Here is a 14,495-nt window from a genome sequence, read left to right on the forward strand (position 1 = left end):
GCAGAAACTGGTGATATTATACAACCATTAGACGATCATAAAAATGACTAGAATTTTAGTCTGACAAAGCCTGCCGTCGACCTTGGGCGTCGGATTCAGATCTCTGACAGCACCCTATGAAGCCTTCCGCCGTCGAATCAGGCATGAATCGGTGGCACCTTGTCGAACCACGGTTGCGCTTCTTCGAGTTGTGCCGCGAGGCGGAACAACAAACCGTCATTGGCGTGTTTGGTGAGGAATTGCACACCACAGGGCAGTCCGTCCGCGGACCAATGGAGCGGCAATGAAATCCCCGGCAGGCCGCTTACATTGTGCGGCAAGGTGAACACCACTTCGGGAACGAGGATATCGAAATTGTATTCGTCGAACGGCAACGACATATCGAAGTAACCGACCTTTCGCGGTGGGTTCGGCAAAGTCGGTGTTAGCACCACGTCATAGGGGTCGCAATCTGCTGCCACGGTCCAGCCGATCTGATGCATGGCTTCAACATCCTGGTAGTGCTCTGCCGCATTTTGTTGTTGCCCGCGCTCGAGCATCTCCTGAATGGCATTGGTGAAATCACCCTGGCGCGGCGCGCGGCCGACATGCGGTTCGGATGCCAATATGCCGGCGGCGGTTGCGGCGCAGGCGATGCGGGTAAAGATCGCGGTGAGCTCCTGATAATCGAAGCTGTATTCCGCCTCTTCCACATGGTGGCCGAGGGATTCACAGAGGCGCGCCGCGTTCTCAACGGCGGCGATACATTCAGGGTGTAGGGTTTGGCCATCCGCTGCCTTCTTAATCATGCCAATGCGCAGCTTGCCGGGATCCTTGCCGACTTCCTGCAGATAGGGCGTTGCCGGGCGGGGCACGGCATAGACCTCGCCGGGTACGCCATATTGGGTGAGGTCGTGATAGGCAGCTTGGTCGCGCACGGTCAACGAAACGCAGCCTTCGACCACGCAGCCATACCAAAGGTCGGCATAATACGGCGCCATGGTGGTGCGTCCGCGTGACGCCTTGAGCCCGACCAATCCGCCGTTAGAAGCTGGAATACGAATTGAGCCGCCGCCATCGCTCGCGGTGGCGATGGGGACGACACGTGCGGCAACAGCAGAGCTGGAGCCGCCGCTGGAACCGCCCGGCGTATGTTCAGGATTCCACGGATTTCGCGCCGGCGGAAAAATTTCCGGCTCAGAGGCAATGCAGTAGCCGAATTCCGGCGTGACCGTCTTCGCCAAACGAATAAAGCCGCCCTCGTTGATGCGCGTCGCGATGGCACTATCAACGGGCGCCGTAAATTCTTTAAAATAGCGGCTGCCATTACTGGTCCGCATACCCTCATAGCCGGTGATCAGATCCTTCAGCAGGAGGGGAACGCCGCTGAACGGGCCATCCGGGACGACGCCCTCGGCTTGGGCGCGGGCATTTTCGTAATTCTCGATATTAACGCAGCCCAATTTGTCATTGACGCTCTCGATTCGGCCAATGGCGGCCTCGACCAATTCGATCGGTTTCACGTCCTTGTTCTTGACCAGCTCGGCTAGACCCAGTGCGTCGTATTTCGCGAATTCCTGCATGGTTAAGTCCCCCTCGGATTAGGTTGGGTGTGAATTTTACTCATGAAGAAAACATGCTACTCGGTGGCCCGGTTTTACCTCGCGCAATTCCGGTTCTTGTTGCGAGCATCTTGCCATGCGCTTGGGGCAGCGGGTGTGAAAGCGGCAGCCCGACGGCGGATCGATTGGACTGGGAATATCGCCTTCCAGTCCGGCGCGCTCGGTGACCGACGGCGTATCCAAATCCGACGCCGGAATCGCTTCGATAAGCGCCTGAGTATAGGGATGGAGCGATTCGCGATAGAGCAGCTCGCTATCGGCAATTTCGACGATCTTGCCGAGATACATCACGCATGTGCGGTCACAAAAATGCTTCACCACACTCAGATCGTGCGAAATGAACATATAGGTCAGAGTGAACTGGTTCTGTAGGTCGCGCAGGAGATTGAGAATTTGCGCCCGGATCGAGACATCCAAAGCAGAGACCGGCTCATCCAATATGAGCAGCTTGGGTTGCAGAATTAAAGCCCGCGCGATGGCGACGCGCTGATTTTGCCCGCCGCTGAATTCATGCGGCAGGCGATCGAAGTAGTCGGCGCTGAGGCCGACCACCTCCAGAAACTCGCGCGCTTTCTGGAAGCGTTCGATTTGGCTGCCGATACCATGAAATCGCAACGGCTCGGAAATGGAAACGCCAACAGACATACGCGGATTTAACGACGCCAGGGGATCTTGAAAAACCAGCTGCATTTCGCGGCGCAATTGCCGCAATTCCGCCTTGGAGCATTCCAAAACGTTGATTCCATCGAACATGACGCTGCCGCTCGTGGCCTCGACGAGACGCAAGACCAGACGGGCCGTGGTCGATTTTCCGCAGCCGCTCTCACCCACCAGCCCTAAGGTTCCGCCGCGTTCGAGGGCGAAATCAATTCCGTCCACGGCCCGCAACAGGGGCCCTTTCTCGAACAGCCCCTTGGCCTCAAGACGAAAATGCTTGGTCAATCCTTCAACCGTAAGCAGTTCTTCACTCATGCTGAATCTGCCTGGCTATTGTCGGACTGCATCAGATGGCACGAAACAAGATGCTCGCTGGCGAGGGAATGGGCGCGCGGCTTCTCGATTTCGCATGGAGCGTGCGCGGCATCGCAGCGCGACCGAAAGGAGCAACCGGGCGGCGGATTGATTGGAACAAGCGGTGTTCCCGGAATGGAACGGAGTTCACTGCCGCGCTGATCGTCAAGGCGAATAACCGAATTCATCAAGCCGATCGTATAGGGATGCTTGGGGTGCTCGAATATAGTTTTCACATCGCCATACTCGACCATTTCCCCGGCATACATCACGAGCACGCGATCCGCCATCGAGGCAACTACGCCGAGGTCATGGGTAATGAGAATTAGGGCGCTGTTGAGACGCCGCTGAACATCGGCCAATAGTTTTAATATTTGTGCCTGGATGGTGACGTCGAGCGCCGTGGTTGGCTCGTCGGCAATGAGAATATCGGGCTCGCAGGCGATGGCCGCCGCAATCAACACACGCTGGCGCATGCCGCCCGAGAAATGATGCGGATAATCCCGATAGCGATCTTCCGGGTTTGGAATGCCGACTGAGCGCAACAGGTCGACCGCCCGGTCTTGCGCTTCCTTCTTACTCAAGCTGAGATGCTCGCGAAGACCTTCGGCAATTTGCTCTCCTATGGTGAACACCGGATTGAGCGAGGTCATCGGGTCTTGAAAAATCATACCGATGCGATCGCCGCGAATTTTCTCCATTTCGCGTTCTGACAAATCGAGAAGGTTTTTATCGCGATATAGGATACGTCCTTCAACGATGTGACCAGGGGGATCGATAAGGCGCAAAATCGATTGCGCGGTGACACTTTTGCCGGAGCCGGATTCACCAACGATGCAGAGCACCTCGTCGGGCGCCAGAGAAAAAGAGATACCGTCAACCGCCTTGAGAATTCCCTCGCGCAGTTTGAAGTGGGTTTTGAGACCTTCAACTTTGAGAATCGGTTCGACCATGACGTTGTCCGACCTCAGCGGGAGCGACGGCGCGGATCAAGCGCATCGCGCAATCCGTCACCGATAAAGTTAAAGGAAAGAGCGACGAGAACGATGACGACGCCGGGGAAAATTGTAACATGGGGCGCTTTGCGCAGCACGCCTCGGCCTTCCGCCACCATGGTTCCCCAATCGGCTTCCGGCGGCTGAATACCCAGACCGAGAAAACTTAAACCGGATCCCACGACCATCATCAGGCCGATCAGGGTGGTGGCAAACACCAGCACCGGCGGAATCATATTGGGCAAAATATAGCGCAAAATGATTGCGGAATCGCCGGCGCCGCCGGCGCGCGCCGCCTCAACATAGGGCTGCTGTTTCACGTTTAATGTTGTCGTGCGAACAAGCCGGGCGATATAGGGCGTGAGCGCGATGCTGATGGCGAGAATCACGGTCCACACACCAGGCTCGAGGACGCCGGCAATAACAATGGCCAACAAAACTAAGGGAAATGCGAATACGACATCGACAATGCGCATGAGAATTTGATCGAACCAGCCACCGAAATATCCCGCCGTCAGGCCGAGGAACAGGCTAATCAATGTTGCGGCGACGGTCGGCCCGATGCCGACCAGGAGCGCGATCCGTCCGCCCCAGAACAGGCGCGACAGGATATCCCGCCCGTCCACGTCCGCGCCCAACAGGACGCCTTCCGTGCCAGGCAATGCTGCGATGGAGGCAACGGCGTCCGCTGGGTCATAGGGGCTGATAAGCGGCGCCAGCAAGGATACCAAAACGATAACGAGAAGGAAGATAAGCGCCCCTAAAGCTGCATTGTCTTTGGCATAGGCATACCAGGCGAGCTTGAGCGTGCGCAGATGAAAACGGTATCGGTCGCGCCGAATACGCCAGGCTGAATCCGCATCGCCGGGCGGCTGCCGTTGTTCAGAATTCACGGTTTCGCGTTCTGTCATGATGCGCCGGCTCTCTCGGATGCCCGAATTTTCGGGTCCAAATAGGCATTGATGACATCGACCGCCAGATTGACGCCGACGAAAGCCAGCGCGATGACAAGCGTTGCGCCTTGGATGGTCGGAATATCGCGCGCCTGGATGGCTTGCCAAAGTTGATTGCCGATACCGGGCCAGGCGAAGATGACTTCGACAAATAGCACGCCGCCCAGGAGGTATCCGAGCTGCAGGCCGCAAATTGTCACGATCGGCGGCAGCGCGTTTCGCAATGCGTGACGTCTGAGAATAACCGACCTGCGAATGCCTTTGGCACGCGCCACTCGGATATAATTGTGGCTCAACACTTCAAGCATGCTGGCCCGCACCATTCTTGCCACGATAGAAGCGGGCGCCGCCGCAGTCGTCAACATGGGCAGTATGAGATGGAGAAAGACATCCCAGGCGCCGCCATCGCCCATAATATTGGTCATTCCGGTGGCGGGCAGGAGGCGCCAGCTCAGAGAAAAAAGCAGCACGATGAGAAGACCGAGCCAATAGGGCGGTGCGTTGCCCAACATGAGTGTGACGCTCATGACGATCCGGTCGGGAAATGAATACGGGCGCGCGGCTGAGAAAATGCCGACGAAAAAGCCGATAATATAAGCAAGTAAGGCGCTCGACAGCGCCAGGATGGCGGTGTTGAGAAATTTTGGGAACACCAGTTCGACAACATCGCGGCGATTGGCGATGGAAGCGCCGAAGTCGCCCTGCAGAATATGTCCCAGCCATTTGGCGTATTGGATCGGTAGCGCCTGATCGAGGCCGAAGGAAATACGTAATTTTTCCTTCACAGCTTCAGTTGCGAAGGGTCCCGCCAATATTGTGGTGACGTCACCTGGCGCCAAATGCGCCAACAGAAAGACGATGACGGACACACCGAACAGTACGGGAATGGTCAGTACCAAACGGCCAGTGATGAAACGAAGCATCGCTAGCCGGTTCTCGGCGCCGCCGGGCGGCGGGACGGCAGGCTGATATTCAGGCCATCACTTCGCATCAAAATATTCCGCTGAAAATGGTGGGGGCGGGTCACGCGTAACAATGCACAAACCCGCCCCCAATTCACAGGACTCGGCGTCGGTTTACTCCATTTCGATGATGGAGAAATCGTACCAATTTGCCGGCGGATTCACGAAGTGCTTCACCGAAGGGCTAAGCACCAACGGATTTTTGTACGTGAACTTCACGGCATAGGCGAAGTCTTGGCCAATGATGATGTCATTGGCCTGCTGATATAACGCTGCGGCTTTCGCTTTGTCTTTTTGCTTCACCGCCTGATCGAACAGCTTGTCGACTTCCGGGTTGCAGTACCAACCGACATTGAATCCATTCGGCGGATGGTAGTCGCAACGTGACATCACCTGGGTCCAGAACGGAATTGTCCAGCCCCAGCCGATCTCGTTCATTTGCAGCTCTTCGGGCATGCCCTGAAGCCATTTGCCCATATAGGTGATCCATTCGATCTTGTTGAGCTTGGCATTAATTCCGACCTTGCGCAGGTCGCGCTGAATGGATTTTTCCCAGACTTCGTTGTAGCCGTATTCATAGATATCGAAATCGAGCTCCAGCCCGTCCGGATAGCCGGCTTCTGCGAGCAGGGCCTTGGCGCCTTCGGGGTCGTACTTGATCGGTGCGTAACCCGGTTTATAGGCGTAGGTACCGGGGCTCAACATGCCCATCTCGGGCCGTCCAGTGCCCTTAAGAATGCCGTCGGCTATGGCGTCACGGTCAATCGCCATATTGATCGCTTTGCGCACCCGAACGTCTTGCATGATCGGATTCTTAAAGTTGAAAAAGAGCAGCCAGATCGACGGGATATTTTCGTTTGTGGTGACGGTGAACCCCTCGTTCTTCAGATTCTCTAGCTCTTCCCAGGGCGCTTCCATGATCATCGACACTTCGCCCGCACGAATCGCGTTGAGGCGGGTGGCCTGATCCGGCAATGGCTGGAAAATAAGCCGTTCGACTTTCGCTTTGTTGCCCCAATAATCGTCGTTGCGCTCCATCACCAGTTTGACGTTCTGCTCGCGCTCGACAAATTTGAACGGGCCGGTGCCAACAGGATGGAGAGCAAATTGCTCGTTGCCCATTTCCGCTACGGCGGTGGGGCTGACGATCATCGGCATGCCGCATGCAACCACACCCATTTGAAGCCACTCATAGTTGGTTTCATTAAGGGTGATCCTGACGGTCATGCTGTCGACGACTTCGACCGACTTAATCCAGCGTGTGTAATAGCCGAGATAGGCATGAGCCTGATCGAAGGCGTGTGCTGCGCCAGTGTCCATGAAACGGTCATAGTTCCATTTGACGACGTCGGCATCGACCATCGTGCCGTCATGGAATTTTACATTCTCACGGATGGCGAAAGTATAGACCGTGCCATCATCGGATTCTGTCCAAGACTTGGCGATCGCCGGTTTGAGCTTAGCGCTGGTGGCGCTGGCGTCACTCAAATCGAGCATGACCAGGCCTTCAAAGATGCTGTGGATGGCGTTGGTTGTCAGCCAGCCGCAAGCGACATGCGGGTCGAGAATACTCATCTCGCTCGACATGCCCCAGACGAAGGTGCCGCCCTCCGCCTTCGCATCTGTTGCGGCGCCGCCGGCGAAAGCGAGTGAACCCGCTATCGCTAAAGCGCCCAACAGGCGTTTCAATCTGATTTGTCTCATCGCAATCTCCCTAAAGTGGTTTTCTTTTTATGGCGCGCCATAGAACGTGACGCGGGTGTTGTCTTGCCTATGGTTGCCGGTCGGGATCACTCAGAATAGAAAACCGGCGGCCGTTTATCTTTCCAAGGTTTGGCTTCTTCCAACTGCGCCGCCACGCGGATTAGCGTCGCTTCATCGTTCAGTTTGGCCGCAAAGTGCATGCCAATCGGCAGACCGTCCGGCGACCAATGTAACGGCAAGGATATGGCGGGCTGTCCGGTGGAATTGAACAACGGCGTGAACGGAACCCAGTCGAAGACGCGGCGCGTCCATTCCCTGGCATCCACGCCGACTTCATTTTGATTAAGCGTGCCCAATATCAGCGGCGGCTGGGCGATGGTCGGCGTGAGGAACAGATCGCACTTCTCGAACAATACGCCGGATTGCCGGCTGACCGTGTTGATATTGGCGAGCGCATCATGCATGTCCATGGCAGTGAGGCTCTTGCCATGTTGATAGAGCTCATTGGTGACCCGCTCCATATTGTCATACGACGGCGAGCGTTTGACCGCATTGGCGAGAATGTCTATCGCCCAAGCGAGATAAGCGGTCCAGAGGACGACGAGCGCTTCGAAAAAATGCGACCAATCGATTTCGATCTGATCCTCAACCAATTCATGACCAAGGGATTCCATTAGTTTAACGGTTTCATGCAGTCCGGCGACGACGTCCGGATGTACTTGGACGCCCGAGATTGCCTTGTCGGACCAGGCGATGCGAAGCTTGCCCGGCGATTGCGTCAATTCCTCCATATAGGGGCGCGCCGGCGGCGTGATGATGTCGGGCGGGCCGATATCCGTACCCTGTACGGCATCGAGAATAGCGGCCGTATCGCGCACGCTCCGGCTCACCACAAGTTCGCCGGCCAAGCCGTTCAGCCAATCGCCGAAACTGGGGCCGGTGGGGACACGGTTGCGGGTCGGTTTGAGGCCGACAAGACCGCAGCACGATGCCGGGATACGAATGGAACCCCCGCCGTCATTGGCATGCGCCATCGGAACCACGCCACCGGCAACCATGGATGCCGAACCGCCGCTGGAGCCGCCGGGACTGCGTTGCACATCCCAAGGATTATGTGTCGGTTCGTAAAATACGGATTCGGTGCTTGGATTGAAGCCGAACTCTGGCGTCGCCGTCATCGCCGCGGTGACCAAGCCGGCGGTGCGGAAACGGGTTGCCAATTCACTATCCTCGGTGGCAATGAGATCTTCGGTCAGCTTGCTACCGCAACGCGACGGCGCGCCCTTCATCTGAATGCCGAGTTCCTTGACCAAGAAGGGCACCCCCTTGAACGGCCCGTCCGGCAGACCGGCGGCGATTTCGGCTTCCGCCAGATCGGGAATGCGCGAAACCACGCCATTCAACTTAGGATTGACGGCGTCAATAGCGGTGTAAACGTCTTCCAGAAGTTCCGTCGGCGTAACATCGCCGTTTCGCACCAATTCTGCCAGTCCCAGGGCGTCATAGCTCGCATAATTGCTGACGTTAGGCATCAATATCTCCCGTTACTATTCATGAGGCCTTTTTTCGGCCTTTTATTAGGCACATTAATCTTGCGCCGCTTGCCGCCTTCAAACAACCTCCCCGAAATGGGGGGAGGTGCGCGTCTTACAACAGGCCGAGCTTCGCCGCTTGCGATATGGCATGGCCACGATTTCGCGCGCCCAATTTGGTGTAGGCATTCTTGATGTGGTATTTGACCGTCTCCGGCGACCGCTTCAAAATTGTGGCAATCTCGGGCACCGTTTCGCCATTTGCCACCCACTTGATGATCTCGGATTCACGCGCCGACAAAAGGGCGGTGTGGTTTTCACCATGCTCGGATGCGTAAAGGCCAAAATATTTATCGTGAAAGCGGTGTGCGGCGACAAACACCAACTCCGAGACTTGACTGAACAACCGTGGCCAATCGGCGTCCGACATAGAATTGATCGCGCTCACAGCCGTGAAGCCGCCGCTGTGATGGTGAATAGGAACCGTGATGCCCTGGCTCATGCCGATATCTTCGAGGTAATGACATAGCTCTTTTTGAACCGCACAAAGCTCGCCATCTCGCCTTATTTTCTGCCATTCGACGACGTAGCTGGTGTTGAAACACGCGTGATAATAGGGGTCCATGCGGCAATAACGATGCCACAAGCGATCCCAATTTTTTGGAAAATTGCGAAGCGTCAGGGGAAGCGGATTGAACGAGCCATCTGGCCGGCGCGGGGTTTCGGTATGGGTGTAAAGCGTAAGCGGAAAACCCAAAGAGCACATTTGTTCGGCAAGAGAATCCATTGCCTCCCCGAAACATTGAATTCCGTCCGCCGGAATTTCAGTGCGATTTGCTGCGCCCACCATAGTTAGACCTAATTGCCGTTTCCGCGCGATTCATATCCGAGCAATTCTTCAAGTCAGAAGCAGCATTTATTTCAACAGTGGGGCCAATCCTTGTCAACTTGCCGCTCTGCCTATGTCCCAATGTTGCGCGGGTTAAATTTGGCAATGAACGGCAAATTTCGGGTAGTCGGTCATCAGGGTTTTAATCCATTCCAATAAACCTGACTGAATAACGCGATTTTGCAGAGTTGTTTTTTGGCCGCTAGATGGCCGGCCGCCGACCATGCCAGGGTGCGGCTGCTTCAAAGGCGGCAGCCGCCTGGAATACCCGTTGATCATCGAACGGCCGGGCAATAATTTGCATGCCTGTCGGCACGCCGCTCGCGGCATGACCAGTCGGCACGCTCATCACCGGACATTGGCTCACCAGGTTGAAGCCATGGGTCAAGACCCAGCCGACATAGGCTTCGACGCGCTTGCCGTTGATGCGAAAGTTGGGGTCGGCATCGTCGTGGTCGGCCTTTACCGCGGGCACAGCGAGCGTCGGGCAAATCAGTACGTCATAGTGCTTGAGTATTGGCTGCAGGGCGCGCCACATCTCGCCGCGAAACTGGTTGCAGTTATAGAGCCGGGCGGCGCTGTGGCCGAGGCCGTTCTCCAAAAGGCGCACCACATAGGGATCCATCTCATAGCGCCAGCGCGGTAGATGATCACCCGCGACAGCGGCAAACAGCCCCTCCCACCAGGTCAGCCAACAATCCATGACGCCCCAATTCCAGTCGAGATCAACCTGCTCGACCGTGCAGCCCAGGCTTTCGAACTGGGCCACGGCGGCTTCAGTATTGCGCGTCACTTCGGGGTCGATCTCTACATAGCCGAGATTTGGTGAGTAGGCGATTTTCCAGCCTTCAATGCCGTCGAAAGCCTGGGGCAAGCGAACCCTATTGGGCAGGGAGCAAATGTCCTCGGGATGCGGCCCCGACATCACGTTTTGCATCAAGGCGGCGTCGGCAACCGAACGCGTCATGGGACCGTAATGCAGGATAGTTTCCAAGGGATGATCGCGGTCGAGCGGATTGCGCCCAAATGGCGGCTTATAGCCGACGATGCCGCACGCCGAAGCTGGGATACGGATCGAGCCACCGCCGTCGGTGCCATCGGCCAGGGTGGTCATGCCCGCAGCCACCGCGGCGCCGGCGCCGCCTGACGAGCCGCCGGATGTGTATTCCTGATTCCACGGATTGGGCGTGATGCCCCATAGCGGACTGTGAGTCGCTCCGGAATAAGCGAATTCTGGCGTGGTGGTGCGCTGATGCATGATCGCGCCCGCCTTGAACAAGCGCTCCACTGTAGGTGCGGTGTAATCGGGCCGGTGGTTCTCAAAAATTTTCGAACCGAAGGTCGTGATCTCGCCCTTCACCGGGTGAAAATCCTTGATCGCGACGGGAATGCCTTCGAGCGCGCGCAGCCGACCATCGCTCGACTGATATTTTGCTTCGGCCTTTTTGGCTTCGCCGCGCGCCCGCTCGTAGAAGGTATAGGTGAGCGCATTGAGCCGTGGGTTGATGTCCTCACTACGGGCAATGAGCGCGTCGAGGAGTTCAACGGGCGAAAGTGTACGCGCCCGAAAGCGCGTCAGTGCCTCGGTTGCAGTCATATAACAGAGCTCGAGATCGGCCGATGCCATGCGGGCCTCCACTCAATCAACGGGTTATCATCAAGGGTAGCTGCGGCGCTACCCGGGGGTTCGGCCAAAATGCTAGATCATCGCGAGCCGCTGCTCCAGCGCTAATCCTACCGATGGGGTTGGTCGGGCTGGCTTAGCCAATCACGCATCGCGCATCACGGATTTGCCATCGGCCGAGGATATGCGTCGCCCACGCTGGCCTTAAGCTAGTTTGGTCTGACTGAATAGCCCCTAGATTCGTAGACGCCTTCTTTCCTAAATTTGAGGCAAGGAGGCCATGATGAGTAAATCCAGTTTCAGTGACGATTTCAAACGGGACGCGGTGGTTCAGATCACCGAGCGGGGCTATCCGGTTGCGGAGGTTTCGAAGCGGCTTGGTGTGAGTCCGCATTCGCTCTACGCGTGGAAGAAGAAGTTCTCACAGCCTGTCGGCAGCGATGACAGGGACGCCGAGATCCAGCGCTTGAAGCGCGAATTGTCCAGAGTGACGGAGGAGCGTGACATCCTAAAAAAAGCCACCGCGTATTTCGCCAGGGATGCAAAGTGAGATACGCGTTCGTTGCCAAGCATCTTCCTTTGTTCCCGGTGCGTGCGATGTGTCGCTGCCTGCGCATCCATCCCAGTGGCTTTTACGCCTGGCTCAGGAACCCACTGAGCAAACGGGCCAGAGAAGACGCCCGCCAGACCGAACTCATTAAGAAGGCCTGGAATGAGAGCGGCAAGGTGTATGGCTATCGCAAGCTGCATGATGACCTGCTGGATCAGGGCGAGAGGTGCTGTCCGAACCGCGTTGCTCGTCTGGCCAATTTGGCCGACATCAGGGCCCAGATCGGCTACAGGCGACGGCCTGGCACCTATGGCGGCAAGCCGTCCGTGGTCGTCGACAACAGGCTGGACCGTCAGTTCGACGTGGAAACGCCAGACAGCGTCTGGGTAACAGACATCACCTATATCAGGACCCTTGAAGGCTTCGCCTATCTGGCCGTCGTGATAGATCTCTACTCCCGCCGCGTCGTCGGTTGGTCGATGCAGAGCCGTCAAACAACGGATCTGGTCCTGCAGGCGTTGCTGATGGCCGTGTGGCGCAGGAAGCCGAAGAACAAGGTGCTCGTCCACTCCGATCAGGGTTCCCAGTTCACCAGCAGGGACTGGGCGTCATTCCTCAAAGCACACAATCTTGAGCATTCCATGAGCCGACGCGGGAACTGTCACGACAACGCCGTGGCCGAGAGCTTCTTCAATCTGCTCAAGCGCGAACGGATACGGCGTAGAACCTACAAGACCCGGGCCGATGCAAGGCAAGATGTGTTCGATTACATTGAGATGTTCTACAATCCAAAACGAAAGCATGTGAGAAACGGGATGCTGTCGCCCGTCGAGTTCGAACGGCAGCAAAATACGATAACCGAGGGCGTCTAGAAAACTCGGGGCTATTCAGACGGAGCCCCTCGAAGTGATATAAAACTCTGATTCTTATGCCTGAAGCATATGAAACCCGCATCTAATGGTTCGTTCACTTGGGAAATGCGGGGTAGACTCTATATTAGGCGAGTGATTGCAACTGTGGGGCAGGTCATGTTGACGCTATCCGAATACGCTGAAAACGATGCAATGGCGCTGGCTGACTTGGTGCGGCGGAGTGAGGTTAGCGCGCCGGAGCTACTCGAAATTGCATTGGAGGCCACCGCACTTCTCAATCCGCAGCTCAACGCCATAACTAATGTGATGGTTGACGAGGCGCGCGCGACGGCGTCCGGCACATTACCCGACGGTCAATTTCGCGGCGTACCGTTCCTTCTTAAAGACATCCTCGTCTCCTATGCGGGGGTCGCCACAAATTGCGGTAGCCGTTTCTTCAATGGGTGGACACGGGAATTCGACAGTGAAATCTTGCGTCGATGGAAAGCAGCCGGGCTCGTCGTTTTCGGCAAAACCAACACACCTGAAATCGGCTCCAACGGCTCCACCGAACCCGTTGCCAATGGTCCAACGCACAACCCGTGGCAGCTCGATCACTCTACGGGTGGGTCGAGCGGTGGTTCCGTGGCTGCTGTCGCCGCGGGTATCGTACCAGCCGCACATGCCAACGATGGTGGCGGCTCAATTCGAGGCCCGGCCTCCTGCTGCGGCTTGGTCGGTATGAAACCGACGCGGGGGCGCAATCCGCTTGGGCCCGACGCAGGCGAACTTTGGAGCGGCTTGGTTGCGGAGCACGTAGTGACGCGCTCCGTACGCGACAGCGCCGCGCTGTTGGATTGCACCGCGGGTGAGGATGTCGGTGATCCGTACTTTGCGCCTCGGCCCCGGCGAAAGTTTCTGGACGAAGTGAGCATTGATCCGGCGCCGACCAGAATTGGATTTTCACCCGGTACGCCTGCCGGCCAGGCGGCTCATAGCGATTGCTTAGAAGCGCTCGCTGGGGCAGCTACCCTGCTCGAAGCGCTGGGGCATCACGTGGAAGAAGCCGAGCCCGACCACGACCGGGAGCTCACCAGCGAAGTCTTCATGGGCTTGTTCGCGGCGCCTAACGCCTATGCTATAGAATCTGGCGCCGCTCTATCGGGGCGCACACCCTCGACGGAAAATCTCGAGAGGAACAATCTTTATCTGCTTGAGCGGGGTCGCCGCATGTCGGCCACGGATTTGCTCAGCGTAATGGCACATATGAATGGATTAACGCGGCGCTTCGCAAAGTTCTTCGATAGCTACGATGTGTGGCTTACACCAACGATGGCGACACCGCCCCCGCGGCTCGGCCACTTATATGCCGACATGGAGGACACGGAGCTTTTTTTTGAGCGATTGTGGACTTTCAATACGGCTAACACGATTTACAACATCGCCGGTAATCCTGCGATATCGGTCCCGCTTCATTGGAACGAAAATGGATTACCCATTGGTGTGATGTTGGGTGCAAAATCGGGTCGAGAAGACTTGCTTTACGGCCTGGCAGGCCAACTGGAAAGAGCACAGCCCTGGTGGGACCGGCATCCACCCGTCGGTCTCTGGACCGAATAGAGAACTGATCCTTGCCAGAACATCGCTCTACCCACCACGGCTGAATTTAGGCAGGTGAGTCCGCTATAATGGTCTACCGTCAGCACTTTCAGGACCGATTGAGGTAATTTGCAAACGGAAGATTTGCGGCTCTTTGAATAGCCCCGAGTTTTCTAGACGCCCTCGGTTATCGTATTTTGCTGCCGTTCGAACTCGACGGGCGA

General features: G+C 56.7%; 11 protein-coding genes. 2 read left to right on the plus strand and 9 right to left on the minus strand.

The window, feature by feature from the left end:
• Positions 1-137: 137 nt before the first annotated feature.
• The 9 genes from O3A94_16160 to O3A94_16200 all read right to left on the minus strand — a co-directional run bounded on the left by O3A94_16160 (position 138) and on the right by O3A94_16200 (position 11,274).
• Positions 138-1,562, minus strand: coding sequence for an amidase (locus O3A94_16160; protein MDA1357788.1), 1,425 nt, complete (start codon positions 1,560-1,562; stop codon positions 138-140).
• A gap of 36 nt (positions 1,563-1,598) precedes the next feature.
• The gene (locus O3A94_16165; GenBank protein MDA1357789.1) at positions 1,599-2,573 is read right to left on the minus strand and encodes an ATP-binding cassette domain-containing protein; all 975 of its coding nucleotides are present in this window, start codon (positions 2,571-2,573) and stop codon (positions 1,599-1,601) included.
• Positions 2,570-3,565 carry an ABC transporter ATP-binding protein gene (locus O3A94_16170; protein ID MDA1357790.1) on the minus strand — a complete coding sequence of 332 codons (996 nt, stop codon included), beginning with the start codon at positions 3,563-3,565 and terminating at the stop codon, positions 2,570-2,572. Before O3A94_16170 ends, O3A94_16165 begins: the two co-directional genes overlap by 4 nt.
• Positions 3,566-3,579: 14 nt before the next feature.
• Entirely contained in the window at positions 3,580-4,518 is a 939-nt protein-coding gene (locus O3A94_16175) for an ABC transporter permease (GenBank protein MDA1357791.1), read from the minus strand.
• Positions 4,515-5,483: an ABC transporter permease gene (locus O3A94_16180; GenBank protein ID MDA1357792.1), complete on the minus strand. Its 969-nt coding sequence runs from the start codon at positions 5,481-5,483 to the stop codon at positions 4,515-4,517. Before O3A94_16180 ends, O3A94_16175 begins: the two co-directional genes overlap by 4 nt.
• A gap of 153 nt (positions 5,484-5,636) precedes the next feature.
• Positions 5,637-7,226 (minus strand): ABC transporter substrate-binding protein, encoded by a 1,590-nt coding sequence (locus O3A94_16185; GenBank protein MDA1357793.1) that lies wholly within the window; start codon positions 7,224-7,226, stop codon positions 5,637-5,639.
• A gap of 86 nt (positions 7,227-7,312) precedes the next feature.
• Positions 7,313-8,758, minus strand: a complete 1,446-nt coding sequence (locus tag O3A94_16190; GenBank protein ID MDA1357794.1) for an amidase family protein — start codon at positions 8,756-8,758, stop codon at positions 7,313-7,315.
• 115 nt (positions 8,759-8,873) lie between these two features.
• Entirely contained in the window at positions 8,874-9,545 is a 672-nt protein-coding gene (locus tag O3A94_16195; protein ID MDA1357795.1) for an autoinducer binding domain-containing protein, read from the minus strand.
• A 304-nt stretch (positions 9,546-9,849) separates the two neighbouring features.
• Positions 9,850-11,274, minus strand: coding sequence for an amidase (locus tag O3A94_16200; protein MDA1357796.1), 1,425 nt, complete (start codon positions 11,272-11,274; stop codon positions 9,850-9,852).
• Positions 11,275-11,554: 280 nt separating this feature from the next.
• Here O3A94_16200 and O3A94_16205 point away from each other — a divergent pair.
• Together O3A94_16205 and O3A94_16210 are read left to right on the plus strand one after the other, a co-directional pair.
• Positions 11,555-12,693 (plus strand): IS3 family transposase gene (locus O3A94_16205; GenBank protein ID MDA1357797.1). Its coding sequence is split into 2 segments (ribosomal slippage): positions 11,555-11,792 and positions 11,792-12,693, totalling 1,140 coding nucleotides; the frame shifts between segments, so codons are not numbered across the junction.
• Positions 12,694-12,849: 156 nt separating this feature from the next.
• Positions 12,850-14,292, plus strand: a complete 1,443-nt coding sequence (locus tag O3A94_16210; GenBank protein MDA1357798.1) for an amidase — start codon at positions 12,850-12,852, stop codon at positions 14,290-14,292.
• The last annotated feature ends 203 nt before the right edge of the window (positions 14,293-14,495 follow it).

It is taken from the genome of Pseudomonadota bacterium, assembly GCA_027624955.1.
Taxonomy (GTDB): domain Bacteria; phylum Pseudomonadota; class Alphaproteobacteria; order UBA828; family UBA828; genus PTKB01.

Excerpts from the sequence above, each read along its gene's own strand:
- O3A94_16160 (MDA1357788.1), bottom strand. The coding sequence starts at position 1,562 with ATGCAGGAATTCGCGAAATACGACGCACTGGGTCTAGCCGAGCTGGTC.
- O3A94_16165 (MDA1357789.1), bottom strand. The coding sequence starts at position 2,573 with ATGAGTGAAGAACTGCTTACGGTTGAAGGATTGACCAAGCATTTTCGT.
- O3A94_16170 (MDA1357790.1), bottom strand. The coding sequence starts at position 3,565 with ATGGTCGAACCGATTCTCAAAGTTGAAGGTCTCAAAACCCACTTCAAA.
- O3A94_16175 (MDA1357791.1), bottom strand. The coding sequence starts at position 4,518 with ATGACAGAACGCGAAACCGTGAATTCTGAACAACGGCAGCCGCCCGGC.
- O3A94_16180 (MDA1357792.1), bottom strand. The coding sequence starts at position 5,483 with ATGCTTCGTTTCATCACTGGCCGTTTGGTACTGACCATTCCCGTACTG.
- O3A94_16185 (MDA1357793.1), bottom strand. The coding sequence starts at position 7,226 with ATGAGACAAATCAGATTGAAACGCCTGTTGGGCGCTTTAGCGATAGCG.
- O3A94_16190 (MDA1357794.1), bottom strand. The coding sequence starts at position 8,758 with ATGCCTAACGTCAGCAATTATGCGAGCTATGACGCCCTGGGACTGGCA.
- O3A94_16195 (MDA1357795.1), bottom strand. The coding sequence starts at position 9,545 with ATGGATTCTCTTGCCGAACAAATGTGCTCTTTGGGTTTTCCGCTTACG.
- O3A94_16200 (MDA1357796.1), bottom strand. The coding sequence starts at position 11,274 with ATGGCATCGGCCGATCTCGAGCTCTGTTATATGACTGCAACCGAGGCA.
- O3A94_16210 (MDA1357798.1), top strand. The coding sequence starts at position 12,850 with ATGTTGACGCTATCCGAATACGCTGAAAACGATGCAATGGCGCTGGCT.